The sequence below is a fragment of the Microbacterium sp. zg.Y1084 genome, assembly GCF_024623595.1.
Taxonomy (GTDB): domain Bacteria; phylum Actinomycetota; class Actinomycetes; order Actinomycetales; family Microbacteriaceae; genus Microbacterium; species Microbacterium wangruii.
The window spans coordinates 175956-190629 of sequence record NZ_JANJGV010000001.1; the positions used below are offsets into that span (position 1 = coordinate 175956).

Here is a 14674-nt window from a genome sequence, read left to right on the forward strand (position 1 = left end):
ACCAGGGGAGCGGCGGGGCGAAGAACGCTACTCTGAGGGCATGGCCCGAACCGACGACGAGGCGCTCTCCTGGGAGGGCGACGACGATCCGACGCTTGCGCCCGGCCCCGCCGCCCCCGCGCTTCCCGACGGCTACCGCGCCGTCGGCAAGGGCAGCGAGCAGGTGGGCGCCGACTCCGACGCTGATGCCGCGGAGGGTCTGCTCGACACCGCTGACGCGGCCGCGCCCGGCATGAGCAACGCGGCGCTCGTCGGAGTCGGGGTGTTCGCCGGCGTCTACCTGCTGCTGTCGATCGGGTGGCTCCTCGGCGGTGCGCGGCTGCAACTGGTCGCCCAGCTCTTCCTCGACCCCGTCGCCTTCCAGATCACGCTCTGGATGGCCGTGCTCGCCCCGCCGATCTGGTTCGGCACCGTCTTCCTCCTCACCCGCGCCTCGCGCGTGTGGGTGCGCATGGTGCTGCTCGCCGCCGGCGCCGTGCTGCTGGTGCCGTGGCCCTTCGTGCTGGCGGGGGTGACCCTGTGACCGTGTCCGAGGCCGCCCCGCGGCGCACCGCCCTGCCGACCTGGCTCATCGCCGTGATCGCCGGCGGGTTCCTGCTGCTCTACGCCTTCGTCTTCTGGACGGCGCTGGGCTTCCTGCTGCAGCAGGCAGGGGGCATGGCGGGCCTGACCGGGCTCGGCTGGTTCGTGCTGCTGCTGCCCGTGATCGTCCCCCCGCTGGTGTTCGCCGCGGCCTTCGCGGTGGGATGGCGCCGACCGGCGCTGCCGTTCACCGCCGTCATGCTGGCGGGTCTGGCCTTCGTCGCGGTCTTCTGGCTCGATGTGCTCGCCTACGCCGCCGCCACCCCCGCCCTCTACGGCGCCTGACGTCGCCACATCGCGCCGGCCGTCGCACGCCGTCACACGGTCAGGGCGCGCTGCGACCGCGCGATAGGCTGAGCAGGCCCCGTGCACCGGCTGCGACGGGGCTTCCCCTCAGTCGCGGAACGCGCTCGGCGTGTGCCGCCGCCCCGAAGGATCCAGCGTGCCTCAGCCCGTCGTGCTCATCGCCGAAGAACTCTCTCCCGCCACGATCGACGCCCTCGGGCCCGACTTCGACGTGCGGCACGTCGACGGGGCCGACCGGGCGCAGCTGCTGCCGGCCCTCGCCGACGCGCACGCGGTGCTCATCCGCTCGGCGACGAAGATGGATGCCGAGGCGATCGCCGCCGCGCCGCAGCTGAAGGTCATCGCCCGGGCAGGGGTGGGCCTGGACAACGTCGACATCAAGACCGCCACCACCGCCGGCGTCATGGTCGTCAACGCCCCGACCTCCAACATCGTCTCCGCGGCCGAGCTCACCATCGGGCACATCCTGAGCCTGGCCCGTCGCATCCCCGCCGCCCACGCCTCGCTCGCGGCCGGACAGTGGAAGCGCAGCGCCTACACCGGCGTCGAGCTCTTCGAGAAGACCGTCGGCATCATCGGCCTCGGCCGCATCGGCGCTCTCATCGCCGCGCGGCTGCAGGCGTTCGGCATGAACGTGGTGGCCTACGACCCCTACGTCACGAGTGCGCGCGCCCAGCAGCTGGGCGTGCAGCTGCTCTCACTCGACGACCTGCTGCAGCAGAGCGACTTCATCACGATCCACATGCCCAAGACCCCCGAGACCACGGGCATGATCTCCACCGAGCAGTTCCGCCTGATGAAGCCGTCGGCCTACATCGTCAACGTCGCCCGTGGCGGACTGATCGACGAGGAGGCGCTGCACACCGCCCTGACGACGGGGGAGATCGCCGGAGCCGGCCTCGACGTCTTCACGACCGAGCCGCCTGTCGAAGGCGGAACCGCCCACGCCCTGCTGGACCTGCCCAACGTGGTGGTGACCCCTCACCTGGGCGCCTCCACCGACGAGGCGCAGGAGAAGGCGGGCGTCTCGGTGGCGAAGTCGGTGCGTCTCGCCCTGGGCGGCGAGCTCGTGCCCGACGCCGTCAACGTCGCGGGTGGCGTCATCGACCCGTACGTGCGTCCCGGCATCCCCCTGGTCGAGAAGCTCGGGCAGATCTTCAGCGCCCTCGCCCACTCGCCGCTGACCAGCCTCGATGTCGAGGTGCACGGCGACCTCAGCGGCTACGACGTCAGCGTGCTCAAGCTCGCGGCGCTCAAGGGCGTGTTCACCAACGTCGTCAGCGAGAGCGTGTCGTACGTCAACGCCCCGCTGCTGGCCGAGCAGCGCGGGGTCGAGGCGCGGCTGATCGTGGACGACCAGTCCGACGAATACCGCAACGTGATCACGCTGCGCGGCGCCCTCTCCGACGGCTCCCAGCTGTCGGTCTCGGGGACACTCACCGGCACCAAGCAGATCGAGAAGCTCGTCGGCATCAACGACTACGCCGTCGAGCTGCCCATCGAGCGCCACCACATCGTCATGCTCTACACCGACCGTCCCGGCATCGTCGCGGTCTACGGGCAGAAGTTCGGCGAGGCCGGCATCAACATCGCCGGCATGCAGATCGCGCGTCGCGCGGCCGGTGGTCAGGCGCTGTCGGTGCTGACGGTCGACTCTCCCGTCGGCGATGACGTGCTCGACGCGGTGAGCTCGGCGATCCAGGCCGACCTGTTCCGCCAGATCGAGATCACCGAGTCCTGATCGTCACGGGGCGACGGCTCGCTCCACGAGCGCGATGAGCGCGTCCATGTCGTCGCCGCGCGGCACCGGGCCGGGCACGGCGCCGGCGCCGAGGGCATTGTTGAAGTAGAGGCCGTCGCTGACCAGCAGCACGAGCTGCAGGGTGGTCTCGTCGCGGGTGTGGGGGCGCAGCGCCTGCTCCCACATCTCTCGCACGCGCCGCAGTGCGGCGGTCGCGGCGGGGGAGCCGCCCTGCGCGAGCCTCGATCCGGCGATGAGCGCGCGATCGAGGGCCGAGTCGTCCATGATGCTCGACCGCAGGAACGCCGCCACCGGGCCCTCAGGTGCGGCGACCAGCTGCGCCACGTCGTCGTGGGCCAGCTGCTCCATGCGTTCCAGCAGACCGGCTTCGAGGGCGTCCTTCGAGGCGAAGTGATACAGCAGCCCGCCCTTGGAGACCCCGGCCGCAGACGCGGCCGCCTCCATGGTCGCCGCGCGCGGGCCGTCGTCGATGAGCAGCGTCTCGAATGCATCCAGCACGCTCTCGCGGGCGCGGGGTGGGCGGCTCATGCGGGTGTCCTCTCGCCGTCGGCGCCTGTTACTATACCGGCTGGACGGTAAACAAACATGATGACACTCACTCAGGAGATCGCTCTCGCCGACAGCCGGGGGCGCAGGGTCGGCTGGCGCGGCTGGGCCGCGCTGGTCGTGCTGATGCTGCCCGTGCTGCTGGTCTCGGTGGACAACACGGTGCTGAGCTTCGCGCTGCCCGACATCGCCCGCGACCTGGCGCCCACCAGCGCCGAGCAGCTGTGGATCATCGACGCGTATCCCCTCGTGCTGGCAGGGCTGCTGGTGACCATGGGCACGCTGGGCGACCGATTCGGACGGCGACGGATGCTGCTGATCGGCGCCACCGGGTTCGCCGCGGTGTCGGCCATCGCCGCCTTCGCGCCCACCGCCGGACTGCTCATCGCAGCGCGCGCCGGCATGGGCGTCTTCGGCGCCATGCTCATGCCGTCGACCCTCTCGCTCCTGCGCAGCATCTTCACCGACCGCAACCAGCGGCGCTTCGCCATCGCCGTCTGGGCGTCGATGTTCTCCGCCGGCGCGGCGCTGGGCCCGATCGTCGGCGGCATCCTGCTCGAGTACTTCTGGTGGGGCTCGGTCTTCCTGATGTCGGTGCCCGTGCTGGTGCCGCTGCTGGTGCTGGCGCCCCTGCTCGTCCCCGAGAGCCGCGACCCGCACCCCGGCCGCATCGATCCGCTGAGCATCGCGCTCTCGCTGGCGACGATGGTGCCGATCGTCTACGCCATCAAGGAGTTCGCGGTGCACGGTGCGGGAGTCCTGCCCCTCGTGCTCCTGCTCGCCGGGGTGCTGTTCGGCGTGCTGTTCGTGCGCCGGCAGCTGCGGTCGTCCTCGCCGATGCTCGACATGCGGCTGTTCTCCCGCGGCACCTTCAGCGGGGCGCTGGTGGTGAACCTGCTGAGCGTCGTCGCCCTCGTCGGATTCCTCTTCTTCGTCTCCCAGCACCTGCAGCTGATCATCGGGCTGTCGCCGCTGGATGCCGGTCTCGCGCTGGTGCCCGGAATGGCGGCCATGATCGTCGCGGGACTTCTGGTCGTCCCCATCGCCCGCAGAGTCGACGCCCGCCTGGTGGTGAGCGTGGCGCTGCTGTTCTCGGTCGCCGGGTATGTCACGGTCGGCCTGACGGCCGCCCCCGACGCCCTGCAGCCGATCGTCCTCGCCTTCGTGCTGCTGGGGATCGGCATCGGCGCGGCCGAGACGGTCTCCAACGACCTCATCCTCGCGAGCGTCCCTCCGGCCAAGGCCGGTGCGGCCAGCGCCGTGTCGGAGACCGCGTACGAGCTGGGCGCGGTGCTCGGGACGGCCGTGCTGGGCGGCATCCTCACCGCTCTGTACCGCGGCGGCATCGTGCTGCCCGACGGGCTGTCCGAGGGCGTCGCCGCCGCGGCCAGGGAGACCCTCGCCGGCGCCGTGTCGGCCGCCCAGGGGCTCAGCCCTGCCGTCGCCGAGGCTCTGAGCGATGCCGCGGCCGCCGCCTTCGACGCGGGGGTGGGGGTGACCTCGCTCATCGGCGCGGGGCTCGTCGTCGTCGCCGCCGTGGTCGCGGCCACTACCCTGGGAACATCCCGCCCCGCGCCCGAGCACGTCGACCGCTGACCTGCCGGCGCGGCCCTGACGTGAAGGAGTGCCATGTCGCGCGTCGTGAACCTGGCCGTCATCCCCGGTGACGGCATCGGTCCGGAGGTCGTCGCCGAGGCGGAGAAGGTGCTCGACGCCGCCACCGCCGGCAGCGGCGTCACGTTCGAGCGGACGCGCTTCTCGCTCGGCGCCGGCCGGTACCTCGCCACGGGTGACACGCTCACCGACGAGGACCTCGCCGCCATCGCCGCGCACGATGCGATCCTGCTCGGGGCGGTCGGGGGAGTGCCCGGCGATCCGCGACTGAAGGATGCCAACATCGAGCGCGGCCTGCTGCTGAAACTGCGCTTCGCGCTGGACCACTACGTGAACCTGCGCCCCTCGAAGCTCTATCCCGGCGCCGCCGGACCCCTGGCGGACCCGGGCGACATCGATTTCGTCGTCGTGCGCGAGGGCACCGAGGGTCCGTACGTCGGCAACGGCGGGTCGATCCGCACCGGCACCGCGCACGAGGTCGCCAACGAGACGAGCGTGAACACGGCCTATGGCGTGGAGCGGGTCGTCCACTACGCGTTCGACCTGGCCGAGCGTCGGCGCAAGCGCCTCACCCTGGTGCACAAGACCAACGTGCTCGTGCACGCCGGCGGCATGTGGAAGCGCATCGTCGACGCGGTGGCGGCGGAGCACCCCGAGGTGGACGTAGACTACCTTCACGTCGACGCAGCGACGATCTTCCTGGTCACGAACCCTGATCGCTTCGACGTCATCGTCACCGACAACCTCTTCGGCGACATCCTCACCGATCTGGCGGGAGCCGTCACCGGCGGCATCGGCCTGGCGGCCTCGGGGAACATCAACCCCGACGGGGCCTTTCCGTCGATGTTCGAGCCCGTGCACGGCTCGGCACCCGACATCGCCGGGCAGCAGAAGGCCGACCCCACCGCTGCGATCCTCTCCGTCGCCCTGATGCTCGACCACCTCGGGCTGGGAGACGCCGCGCAGCGTGTCGTGCGCGCGGCCGAGGACGACATCGCCACCCGCGACGGCCGTGCCCGCACCACCACGCAGATCGGCGACGCGATCGCCGCCCGCCTCGTCTGAGGTCGGGCGTACGCTGATGACCGGCGCCGCAGCGCCCCACGCGACAGGACCTGATATGACCCTTCTCGAACCCGACGCCGGACTCGCCCCCCTGGAGTTCGCGCTCACCCGCAACCTCGCAGCCAAGACCTCCGCCCAGCGCGAGCAGATCCTGCAGGACCCGTCCTTCGGCACCGTCTTCACCGACCATATGGTCGACATCTGCTGGTCGGCGCGCGGCGGCTGGCACCGGCCGCGCGTGCAGCCCTACGGCCCGATCTCGCTCGACCCGGCTGCCGCGGTGCTGCACTACGGCCAGGAGGTCTTCGAGGGCATCAAGGCCTACCGTCACGCCGACGGCTCGATCCACACCTTCCGTCCCGAGCAGAACGCCCTGCGTCTGCAGCGCAGCGCCCGGCGCCTGGCGCTGCCCGAGCTGCCGGTCGAGTACTTCCTGCAGTCGTTGCGCGAGCTCATCGCCGTCGACGGGGCGTGGGTGCCCTCCGGCGATGACCAGAGCCTGTATCTGCGGCCGTTCATGTTCGCCAAGGAAGCCTTCCTCGGCGTGCGCCCGGCCACGAAGGTCGCCTACTACGTCATCGCGAGCCCGGTGGCCTCCTACTTCAAGGGCGGGGCGAAGCCGGTGTCGATCTGGCTGAGCGAGGACTATGCGCGCGCCGGCAAGGGTGGCACCGGGGCGGCCAAGACCGGCGGCAACTACGCCGCCAGCCTGCTGCCGCAGGCGCAGGCCGTGGAGGAGGGCTGCGACCAGGTGGTCTTCCTCGACTCCGACCGCAACGTCGAGGAGCTCGGCGGCATGAACATCGTCTTCGTCTACAAGGACGGCACGATCGTCACGCCGCAGTCGCCGTCGATCCTCGAGGGGATCACGCGCGACTCGCTGCTGCAGCTCGCGGCCGACCGCGGCCACCGGGTCGAGGGCCGTCACGTGCCGATCGACGAATGGCGTCAGGGCGTGGCATCCGGCGACATCGTCGAGGTGTTCGCGTGCGGGACCGCAGCGGTCGTCGCCCCGATCGGGTGGCTCAAGGGCGCGGACTTCATCGACGAGCAGCCCACCGGCGAGCTCGCGCTGTCGCTGCGCCAGGAGCTCACCGACATCCAGTACGGCCGCACGCCCGACCGCCACGGGTGGCTCACGCGCCTCGACGCCTGACGGCGCCGCCCGTCTAGGCTGAGGGCGTGAGAATCGCGCGCTTCAGTCACCAGGACACCATCTCCTTCGGCATCGTCGACGGCCCCGAGCTCGTCGTGCTCGCCGGCGATCCGCTGTTCGTCGGTTTCGAGACCACGGACGAGCGTGTGCCGCTGGCGGAGGTGACGTTGCTCGCGCCGGTGATCCCGCGCTCGAAGATCGTGTGCGTCGGCAAGAACTACCGCGACCACGCCGCAGAGATGGGCGGCGAGGCACCGGCGGAGCCGCTGCTGTTCTTCAAGCCGAACACCTCCGTGATCGGACCGGACGACACGATCGTGCGTCCCGCGCAGTCTCAGCAGACCGACTTCGAGGGTGAGCTGGCCGCCGTGATCGGACGGGTGGCCAAGAACGTCCCCGCCGAGCGCGCTCTGGACTACGTCTTCGGCTACACGATCGCCAACGACGTCACCGCCCGCGACCTGCAGCGCTCCGACGGACAGTGGGCACGCGCCAAAGGCTTCGACACGTTCTGCCCGCTCGGCCCCGCGATCGAGACCGAGTTCGACCCGACCGGCGACGCCCGCGTGGTGACGCGCCTGAACGGGGAGGTGCGCCAGGACGGCGCCATCGCCGACATGGTGCACGCGGTGGCCGACGTCATCGCCTACGCCTCCGCGGCCTTCACGCTGCTTCCCGGTGACGTGGTCCTCACCGGCACCCCGGCCGGTGTCGGCCCGTTCGCCGCAGGCGACGTGGTGGAGGTGGAGATCTCGGGACTCGGCATCCTGCGCAACACCGCACGGGATGCCTGAACCCCAGGCGCCTGGCGGCCTCGACCTCGATCGGCTGCGGCGCCGCACGGTCGGCGTGCTCGCGACCGGCCAGGTGCTCGGCGGCATCGCGTTCGGCGCGACCATCTCGCTCGGCGCCGTGCTGGCGGCCGAGGTGTCGGGTGACGAGACCCTGTCGGGACTCGCCACGGCGGCGGTGACCCTCGGCGCCGCCGCTCTGGCGGTGCCGCTGGCGGCGCTGGCGCACCGGCACGGGCGACGGCCGGCGCTCGCGGGCGGCATGGCTGTGGCCCTCGTCGGTGTCGGTCTGGTGGTGGTCGCTGCCGCGATCGGGCTCTTCCCCCTGCTGCTGTGCGCGTTCGCCCTCATCGGCGCGGGCCAGGCGGCCAACCTGCAGTCGCGCTTCGCCGCCGCGGACCTGGCCACCGACTCGTCGCGCGGCCGTGATCTGTCCCTCGTGGTGTGGGCGACGACCGTCGGTGCGGTGCTCGGCCCCAACCTGGTCGGTCCCGGCGAGTCGGTCGGCGCGGCGCTCGGGATGCCGCAGCTCACCGGTGCGTACGTGTTCACCGTGGTGGCACAGGCGCTGGGGATCGCGCTGTATCTGGTCGCGCTGCGCCCCGATCCGCTGCTGGTGGCCCAGCGGCTGGCGCGGCAGCCCGCGACGGCGGGGCGGGCCATCGCCCGCGCAGACCGCCCCGTCGCCGCCCGCTATGCGATCACGGCCATCGCCGCCGGCCACGGCGTCATGGTCGCCGTCATGGCGATGACTCCCGTGCACCTGCTGCATCAGGGCGCCGACCTGTCGGTCGTGGGATTCACGATCAGCCTGCACGTGGCCGGCATGTACGCGCTGTCGCCGGTCTTCGGCATCCTCGCCGATCGGCTCGGTCGGGTGCCGACGGTGCTCGTCGGGCAGGCCCTGCTGACCGCCGCCTTGCTGCTGGCCGCGGTCGGCCAGGACTCGGCCGTGGCCGTGACCGTCGCCCTCGTGCTGCTGGGGCTGGGATGGAGCGCGGCGACCGTGGCCGGAGCGGCATTGCTGACCGAGGCCAGCGACGAGCAGCACCGCACAGCGCGGCAGGGCCGCAGCGACCTCGCGATGAACCTCGTGGGCGCCGCCGGCGCGATCGGCGCCGGCGCCGTGCTCGGGGCGATCGGCTACGGCGGGCTGGCCCTCGTGGCGCTGGCGGCGGTCGCGGTGGTAGTCGTGCTGGCGCCCCTCGGGCGCCGCTGAGCCCGCCCGACACCGGTGACCCGCGGCGGGCGAGGGCGCGCACCTAGAATGGACAGCGATGTCCTCTGCACCGCACCCCCTGACCACGACCGCTTCCGGCGCCGACGTCCGCGTCCGCTTCTGCCCCTCGCCGACCGGTCTTCCGCACGTCGGCATGGTGCGCACCGCCCTGTACAACTGGGGCTACGCGCGTCACACCGGCGGAAAGATGATCTTCCGGGTGGAGGACACCGACGCGGCCCGCGACAGCGAGGAGAGCTACCGTCAGCTCGTCGACGCGCTCACCTGGCTCGAGATCGACTGGGACGAGGGCGTCGAGAAGGGTGGCCCGCACGCGCCCTACCGGCAGTCTCAGCGCGGCGACATCTACGCCGGGGTGCTGCAGCAGCTCATCGACGCGGGCGCCGTGTACGAGTCGTATTCGACGGCCGAGGAGATCGACGCGCGCAACGAGGCCAACGGGCGTGCCAAGCAGCTCGGCTACGACAACTACGACCGCACGCTCACCGACGAGCAGAAGGCGGCCTTCCGCGCCGAGGGTCGCGAACCGGCGTGGCGCCTGCGCGTGCCCGACGAAGACGTCACCTACGTCGACCTCATCCGGGGCGAGGTGACCTTCCCCGCCGGGTCGTTCCCCGACTTCGTCGTCGTGCGGGCGGGTGGACAGCCGCTGTACACCTTCACCAACCCGGTCGACGACGCGCTCATGGGCATCACCCACGTCATCCGCGGCGAGGACCTCATGCCCTCGACGGCCCGTCAGCTGGCGCTCTACGCCGCACTCATCGACGCCGGCGTCACGACGTTCGTGCCCCGGTTCGGCCACATGCCGCTCGTGCTGGGAGAGGTGGGCAACAAGAAGCTCTCCAAGCGCGACCCGAAGGCCGACCTGTTCCTGCAGCGCGAGAAGGGCTTCATCCACGAGGGGCTGCTGAACTACCTGGCGCTGCTGGGCTGGTCGCTGTCGCACGACCGCGATGTGTTCTCCCTCGAGGAGTTCATCGCCGCCTTCGACATCGCCGACGTCAACCCCAACCCGGCCCGGTTCGACCAGAAGAAGGCCGAGTCGATCAACGGTGACCACATCCGCATGCTGGATGCTGACGACTTCGCTGCGCGCATTGTGCCGTACCTCGTGGGTTCCGGTGTCGTCTCCGACCCGCCGACGCCCGAGCAGCAGAAGATGATCACGGCATCGGCCCCGCTCGTGCAGGAGCGCGTGCAGCTGCTGGGGGAGGTGCCGGGACTGCTCGGCTTCCTCTTCACCGATGACGTCACCTACGACGAGGATGCCGTCGCCGGCCTTCCCGCCAACGCGAACGAGGTGCTCGTCGCCTCGGTCGGCGCGCTCGAGCTCGTGCCCGAGCCGGGGTTCACGGCCGCCGCCGTGCAGGAGGCCCTGGCCGAGGCGCTCATCGAAGGCCTGGGACTCAAGCCGCGCGTCGCCTATGGTCCGCTGCGCGTCGCCCTCAGCGGCCGGCGCATCTCGCCGCCGCTGTTCGAGTCGATGGAGCTGCTGGGCAAGACCGAGACCCTCCGCCGCCTGGGCGCGCTGGTCGAGCGCCGCGCCTGAGCCGGACGGTCACCGCCACGCCCGGCGCCCCGCCGGTTCGTGCGAGCGTCCGGAATCGGCTATGCTTGATCTTCGGTGCGAGGGCGACTTCACACCGATGGGGTATGGTGTAATTGGCAACACGGCGGTTTCTGGTTCCGTTGTTCTTGGTTCGAGTCCAGGTACCCCAGCAAGAAATAGAAGCCCGGGAATCCGCGTCTTAGCGGAGTACCGGGCTTCTTGCTTTCCTTCGTGACGCCCGTGTCGAGTGCGCCTCCGCTTCTCCGCCTCCGTCCGTTGCACCTCGCCACGTCAACGTGCCGTGGCCGCGGCCTCCGCACGTCGTCGGGCCGCGAGGGGGGCGGATGGTCAGCACGGCGCGGACGTCCGGTGCTCGGAGTCCCTGCCACGCAGCGGTTGCTAAAAGTGGGTATAGTCCAAAGTTGGATGCAGTGCATCGGCACAGTCGTCCCTCACCGCTGCAAAGGAGAACCGTGGCTCGCAACATCTGTCTGCCGAGCGCGCTCGTGCTGGGGGTCGGCCTCGCGGTCGCCGCCCCGGCCGCCGCGCTTGCGGCGCCGGTCGACGAGATCGTCGTCGACGCCGTCCCCGCCGGGACGGAGCGCATCATCGTCGATCTGGAGGGTGCGCCGGCGGCCACCTCCGCACTGGCGCTGCGCTGGCGCGATGACGACGCGCTCACGCCGCTCAGCCTTGGCGTCACCCCGTACGGGCGGTCCGCCGTCATCACGCCGGTGGCCTCCGCGCGCGTGGGGGTTCAGGTGAGCACGCAGGCCGACTCGGCTTCGCTGGCGTTCACGTTCGTCGACGCCGCCGGAGCCGTGATCGGCCAGACCCGGCACGAGCTGCCTGCCGACGGCGGCGGTTCGGGCGGCGGAGGTGGGGGCGGCTCCACCGACGGCGGCTCCGGGGGCGGTTCGGCAGACGGAGGGTCCTCCGGCGCCGCTCCGGCGGCCGCGACGGGCGACCTCGCGCGCACCGGCGGCGAGGCGCCGTTGGGCTGGCTGGCGCTCGGCGCCGGCGCCATCGCGGCCGGAGCGGCGACCCTCGTCGCCCGTGCCCGCCGCGCCCGCACAGGGGAGGCGCAGGCATGAGCGCTCCCCGCACCCGCTCGATCAGGCGGCTTCTCGCCGTCGCGGCCGCCGGCGCCCTCGTCATCGGCGGCGCGGCCTCACCGGCGTCGGCGACGACGGGCGTCGGCCCCGTCGTCTTCTCCGCCCACACCGGCACGCTTCCCGCCGTCGAGCCCGCTCTGGGGCTCGGATCGGCCCTGGCGACCGACGACACCGGGCGCGTCGCGCTCGGTGCGGGCGTGCACGGCCACACCGGCGCGCTCGTGCGCATCACCGTGGCCGCAGGAACCGATCCGGTGACGGTCTTCACCGGCGGCGCCGGCGACTCGATCCCCGTGCTGTCCGTGGAGCCCGGCCTCGTTCGCTCCACCACGACACTGGTACGTGTCTCGGGCGGAGAGGCGCCGCTGTGGGCGACGACGCCCGTCGATGCGCGCGTGGAGCTCATCGCCGGCGTCTCCGGCCGTGGCGCCGTGTACGACGAGGACGACACCTTGCTCACACCGGGGCTTCCAGGTTCGACCGTCACACTCGACCGTCCCGTCGCCCTGGCGGACGCGAGCACGGGCGGCGGGGGCGGCGTCATCACGCCGGGGGACCCCGCGCACATCACGCTCACCGGTATCGGCGGCATCCCCGCCGACAACGTGCGCGCGGCGTACGTGACGGTTTCCGTGGGTCTGAGCGAGGCGACGACCCTGACGTTCGACGACGTCGCGATGGACCTTCCGGCGGGCATGTCGGTGTTCACCACGATCGCCACCCCCGACCTGCTCGGCTCGGTGGCGGCGTCCGTCACCGCCGGCGAGGCCGCGCTGGGCGTCTGGGCGCTCGGCTGGGTACCGGATGCCGACGACGACCATGACTCCGTCAGCACCGCGGGCGGGCTCGAGGTCGTGTGCGACTGCTCGTCGGAGCAGGTCGCGGTGCGTGCCGGGGTGGGCGTGCCGCTGGAGGTGGATCCCGGTGCGGACGTGGCCTACACGGTCGCGCTGGTGCAGGCCGAGGCCGCCACGAAGCTCGGGGCGATCTCGGTCGGCGACCGGGTCTCCGGCCGAGCCGCCGGCATCGCGGTCGACCCGCGCGCCGGTGCGCTCCCGCAGCTCGCGCTCATCCCCGCCGACGCGCCGGCCCAGCTCACCATGAGCCGCGGCGCCGCATCAGCCACCGTCACCGTGGTGGGGGAGATCCTCGGCGAACCCGCCGCGGGCGACGAAGCGGCATCCATCGCCATCGTCTCGCACGCCGACGACGCGAGCGTCGACCTCAACGCCACCGGGTTCTTCACGTTCGCCGGCACGGTCACCCCGGGCGACACCGCGATCGACCGGGTCGAGATCGCGGTCGACATCCTCGATGCCCCGGCGATCACCGCTGAGCAGCGTTCCCAGCTCGCCGACGGGGGCTTCATCACCTACGCCGACCTCACCGCTACGGCGGGCGAGAGCGACCTGCTCTGGGAGGCGACGATCGGTGCTCCCGTGGATGGGACCTACCGTTACACCGCCACGGTCTTCGACCGCTCGGGGGCCTCGCACGCCGCATCGGCGACGCTGCGGATCTCCGCCATCGTGGAGGGCGACGCGACCGTCACCGTGCACCCCGACGTGCTCATCGTGAACACCGGCGACAGCGGCGTGCCCGTCATGACGCGCCCGAACGCCGCGCAGCCGTTCGTCGTCGAGTTCGCCGAGCTCTCCGAGGAGGTGTTCCCCGGCGCCATCCTGGTATCGCCGGTCGCCCCCGGTTTCACGGACGGCTTCCTGGGTGAAGTGCAGCGCATCGAACGACGCGACGACGTGTGGGTCGTCACCACCGTGGCGGCGCAGATCGTCGATGCCATCCTCGATGCGCAGCACGTCGCCACCACGCCCATGACGGCGACCGAGGACACCGCTCCCTCGCTGACCGCGCTCGATGAGCCCCTCGCCGCGACGGCGACCGACCCCGCGACGGGCGAGCTGCTCGACGTCGAGGTGCGCGACGACGCCTCGGGCGGCGGCGTGCTGGTCGAGGACCCGCCGTTGCAGGGCGTGAGCGACAAGAAGGTGCGGTACCGGGCCACCCCCGGGTTCTACATCATCGCGGGCTCCGGGTCAGGCTCAGGCAACGTGGTTGTGCAGTCGACCGGCGAGTACACGCCTGCGCAGATCGACACGGTCCGTGAGCGCGTCATCAGGCAGAACGTCCCGCAGCTGTTCGAGGCGTTCCTGCACGTCGAGCTCGACCTGACGGTCGACATCCACACCGTGGTCGACATCCGGGTCTCGTACAAGTGGAAGTACATCCCCAAGGGGGTGGACGTGCGCGAGCTGTCCGTCAGCGCAGTGGCGGACACCTCGGTCGACGTCGAGCTCGCCGCGAACGGCTCGGTCAAGCGCAAGCTGCAGCTGGCCAAGCCGCTGGACAAGGTGTCGCTCGGTGAGTTCACGGTGTGGATCGGGCCGGTGCCGGTCGTCTTCAAAAACACCATCACCGTGACGGTGGACATGGAGGTGGACCTGCAGGCGAACGTGCACGTGACGGACGTGGGCTTCCGGCGCCAGGACGAAGTGGGCTTCCGCTATCGGGGGCTCGACTCGTACGTCTACCTCACCCGTCACGGCTCGCAGACGCTCTCGCCCATCGTGGACGGAGTGGATGCTGCGGGCACGGCTGAGCTGAGCGGGTCGCTCAGCGCAGGTCCCACCGTGCTGGTCAGCTCGATGATCTACGGCTACCTCGGACCGCAGCTGGAGTTCAAGCCGCGAGCCGACGCCCGGGGCACGCTCACCCACACCAACATGCTGCCGTCGGGCCGCATGGTGGACCTGCACGTGGAGATGGGGGTCGGGGCCACCGGGCGCGTGTTCGGAAAGCTCGAGATCTGGAAGTTCAAGCTGCCCTTCCCATCGAAGACGTTCATCGATGAGCGGATCCGCGTGTGGCAGCACGACTGGAGGTGGACCCTCTGAACAATCCGAAAGGGCGGTGCGCGCCGGTCGCGC

12 protein-coding genes and 1 tRNA gene are annotated in these 14674 nt (G+C 71.3%); 12 read left to right on the forward strand and 1 reads right to left on the reverse strand.

The window, feature by feature from the left end; all coding sequences use genetic code 11:
* Positions 1-40 precede the first annotated feature (40 nt).
* From NQ165_RS00895 to serA, 3 genes are all read left to right on the forward strand, one after another.
* Complete coding sequence (locus tag NQ165_RS00895) at positions 41-523, forward strand: DNA polymerase III subunit gamma/tau (protein WP_257530375.1); 483 nt, start codon at positions 41-43, stop codon at positions 521-523.
* Positions 520-867: a bacitracin resistance protein gene (locus NQ165_RS00900; RefSeq protein ID WP_257530377.1), complete on the forward strand. Its 348-nt coding sequence runs from the start codon at positions 520-522 to the stop codon at positions 865-867. Before NQ165_RS00895 ends, NQ165_RS00900 begins: the two co-directional genes overlap by 4 nt.
* A gap of 157 nt (positions 868-1024) precedes the next feature.
* Entirely contained in the window at positions 1025-2629 is a 1605-nt protein-coding gene (gene serA / locus NQ165_RS00905) for a phosphoglycerate dehydrogenase (RefSeq protein ID WP_257530379.1), read from the forward strand.
* A gap of 3 nt (positions 2630-2632) precedes the next feature.
* Here serA and NQ165_RS00910 read toward each other — a convergent pair whose 3' ends face one another.
* The gene (locus NQ165_RS00910; RefSeq protein ID WP_257530381.1) at positions 2633-3178 is read right to left on the reverse strand and encodes a TetR/AcrR family transcriptional regulator; all 546 of its coding nucleotides are present in this window, start codon (positions 3176-3178) and stop codon (positions 2633-2635) included.
* Between the two features lie 60 nt (positions 3179-3238).
* Here NQ165_RS00910 and NQ165_RS00915 point away from each other — a divergent pair, with 60 nt between their 5' ends.
* The 9 genes from NQ165_RS00915 (at position 3239) to NQ165_RS00955 (ending at position 14641) form a co-directional block, all read left to right on the forward strand.
* Entirely contained in the window at positions 3239-4792 is a 1554-nt protein-coding gene (locus tag NQ165_RS00915; RefSeq protein ID WP_374679375.1) for an MFS transporter, read from the forward strand.
* A gap of 33 nt (positions 4793-4825) precedes the next feature.
* Complete coding sequence (locus NQ165_RS00920; protein WP_257530385.1) at positions 4826-5875, forward strand: 3-isopropylmalate dehydrogenase; 1050 nt, start codon at positions 4826-4828, stop codon at positions 5873-5875.
* Positions 5876-5930: 55 nt separating this feature from the next.
* A complete protein-coding gene (locus NQ165_RS00925) occupies positions 5931-7031 on the forward strand; it encodes a branched-chain amino acid aminotransferase (protein ID WP_257530387.1) in 1101 nt (366 codons plus the stop codon).
* A 26-nt stretch (positions 7032-7057) separates the two neighbouring features.
* Positions 7058-7825 carry a fumarylacetoacetate hydrolase family protein gene (locus NQ165_RS00930; protein WP_257530390.1) on the forward strand — a complete coding sequence of 256 codons (768 nt, stop codon included), beginning with the start codon at positions 7058-7060 and terminating at the stop codon, positions 7823-7825.
* The gene (locus NQ165_RS00935) at positions 7818-9041 is read left to right on the forward strand and encodes an MFS transporter (protein WP_257530392.1); all 1224 of its coding nucleotides are present in this window, start codon (positions 7818-7820) and stop codon (positions 9039-9041) included. Before NQ165_RS00930 ends, NQ165_RS00935 begins: the two co-directional genes overlap by 8 nt.
* 58 nt (positions 9042-9099) lie before the next feature.
* The gene (gene gltX / locus NQ165_RS00940) at positions 9100-10614 is read left to right on the forward strand and encodes a glutamate--tRNA ligase (protein ID WP_257530394.1); all 1515 of its coding nucleotides are present in this window, start codon (positions 9100-9102) and stop codon (positions 10612-10614) included.
* A 98-nt stretch (positions 10615-10712) separates the two neighbouring features.
* Positions 10713-10784, forward strand: a tRNA-Gln gene (locus NQ165_RS00945).
* 303 nt (positions 10785-11087) lie between these two features.
* Complete coding sequence (locus NQ165_RS00950) at positions 11088-11708, forward strand: hypothetical protein (RefSeq protein ID WP_257530396.1); 621 nt, start codon at positions 11088-11090, stop codon at positions 11706-11708.
* Positions 11705-14641: a hypothetical protein gene (locus NQ165_RS00955; RefSeq protein WP_257530398.1), complete on the forward strand. Its 2937-nt coding sequence runs from the start codon at positions 11705-11707 to the stop codon at positions 14639-14641. Before NQ165_RS00950 ends, NQ165_RS00955 begins: the two co-directional genes overlap by 4 nt.
* Positions 14642-14674: the final 33 nt, after the last annotated feature.

Bases quoted from the DNA above. Each gene is read 5' to 3' on its own strand.
- NQ165_RS00895 (WP_257530375.1), top strand. From the start codon at position 41: ATGGCCCGAACCGACGACGAGGCGCTCTCCTGGGAGGGCGACGACGAT.
- NQ165_RS00910 (WP_257530381.1), bottom strand. From the start codon at position 3,178: ATGAGCCGCCCACCCCGCGCCCGCGAGAGCGTGCTGGATGCATTCGAG.
- NQ165_RS00915 (WP_374679375.1), top strand. From the start codon at position 3,239: ATGACACTCACTCAGGAGATCGCTCTCGCCGACAGCCGGGGGCGCAGG.
- NQ165_RS00920 (WP_257530385.1), top strand. From the start codon at position 4,826: ATGTCGCGCGTCGTGAACCTGGCCGTCATCCCCGGTGACGGCATCGGT.
- NQ165_RS00925 (WP_257530387.1), top strand. From the start codon at position 5,931: ATGACCCTTCTCGAACCCGACGCCGGACTCGCCCCCCTGGAGTTCGCG.
- NQ165_RS00935 (WP_257530392.1), top strand. From the start codon at position 7,818: ATGCCTGAACCCCAGGCGCCTGGCGGCCTCGACCTCGATCGGCTGCGG.
- gltX (WP_257530394.1), top strand. From the start codon at position 9,100: ATGTCCTCTGCACCGCACCCCCTGACCACGACCGCTTCCGGCGCCGAC.
- NQ165_RS00955 (WP_257530398.1), top strand. From the start codon at position 11,705: ATGAGCGCTCCCCGCACCCGCTCGATCAGGCGGCTTCTCGCCGTCGCG.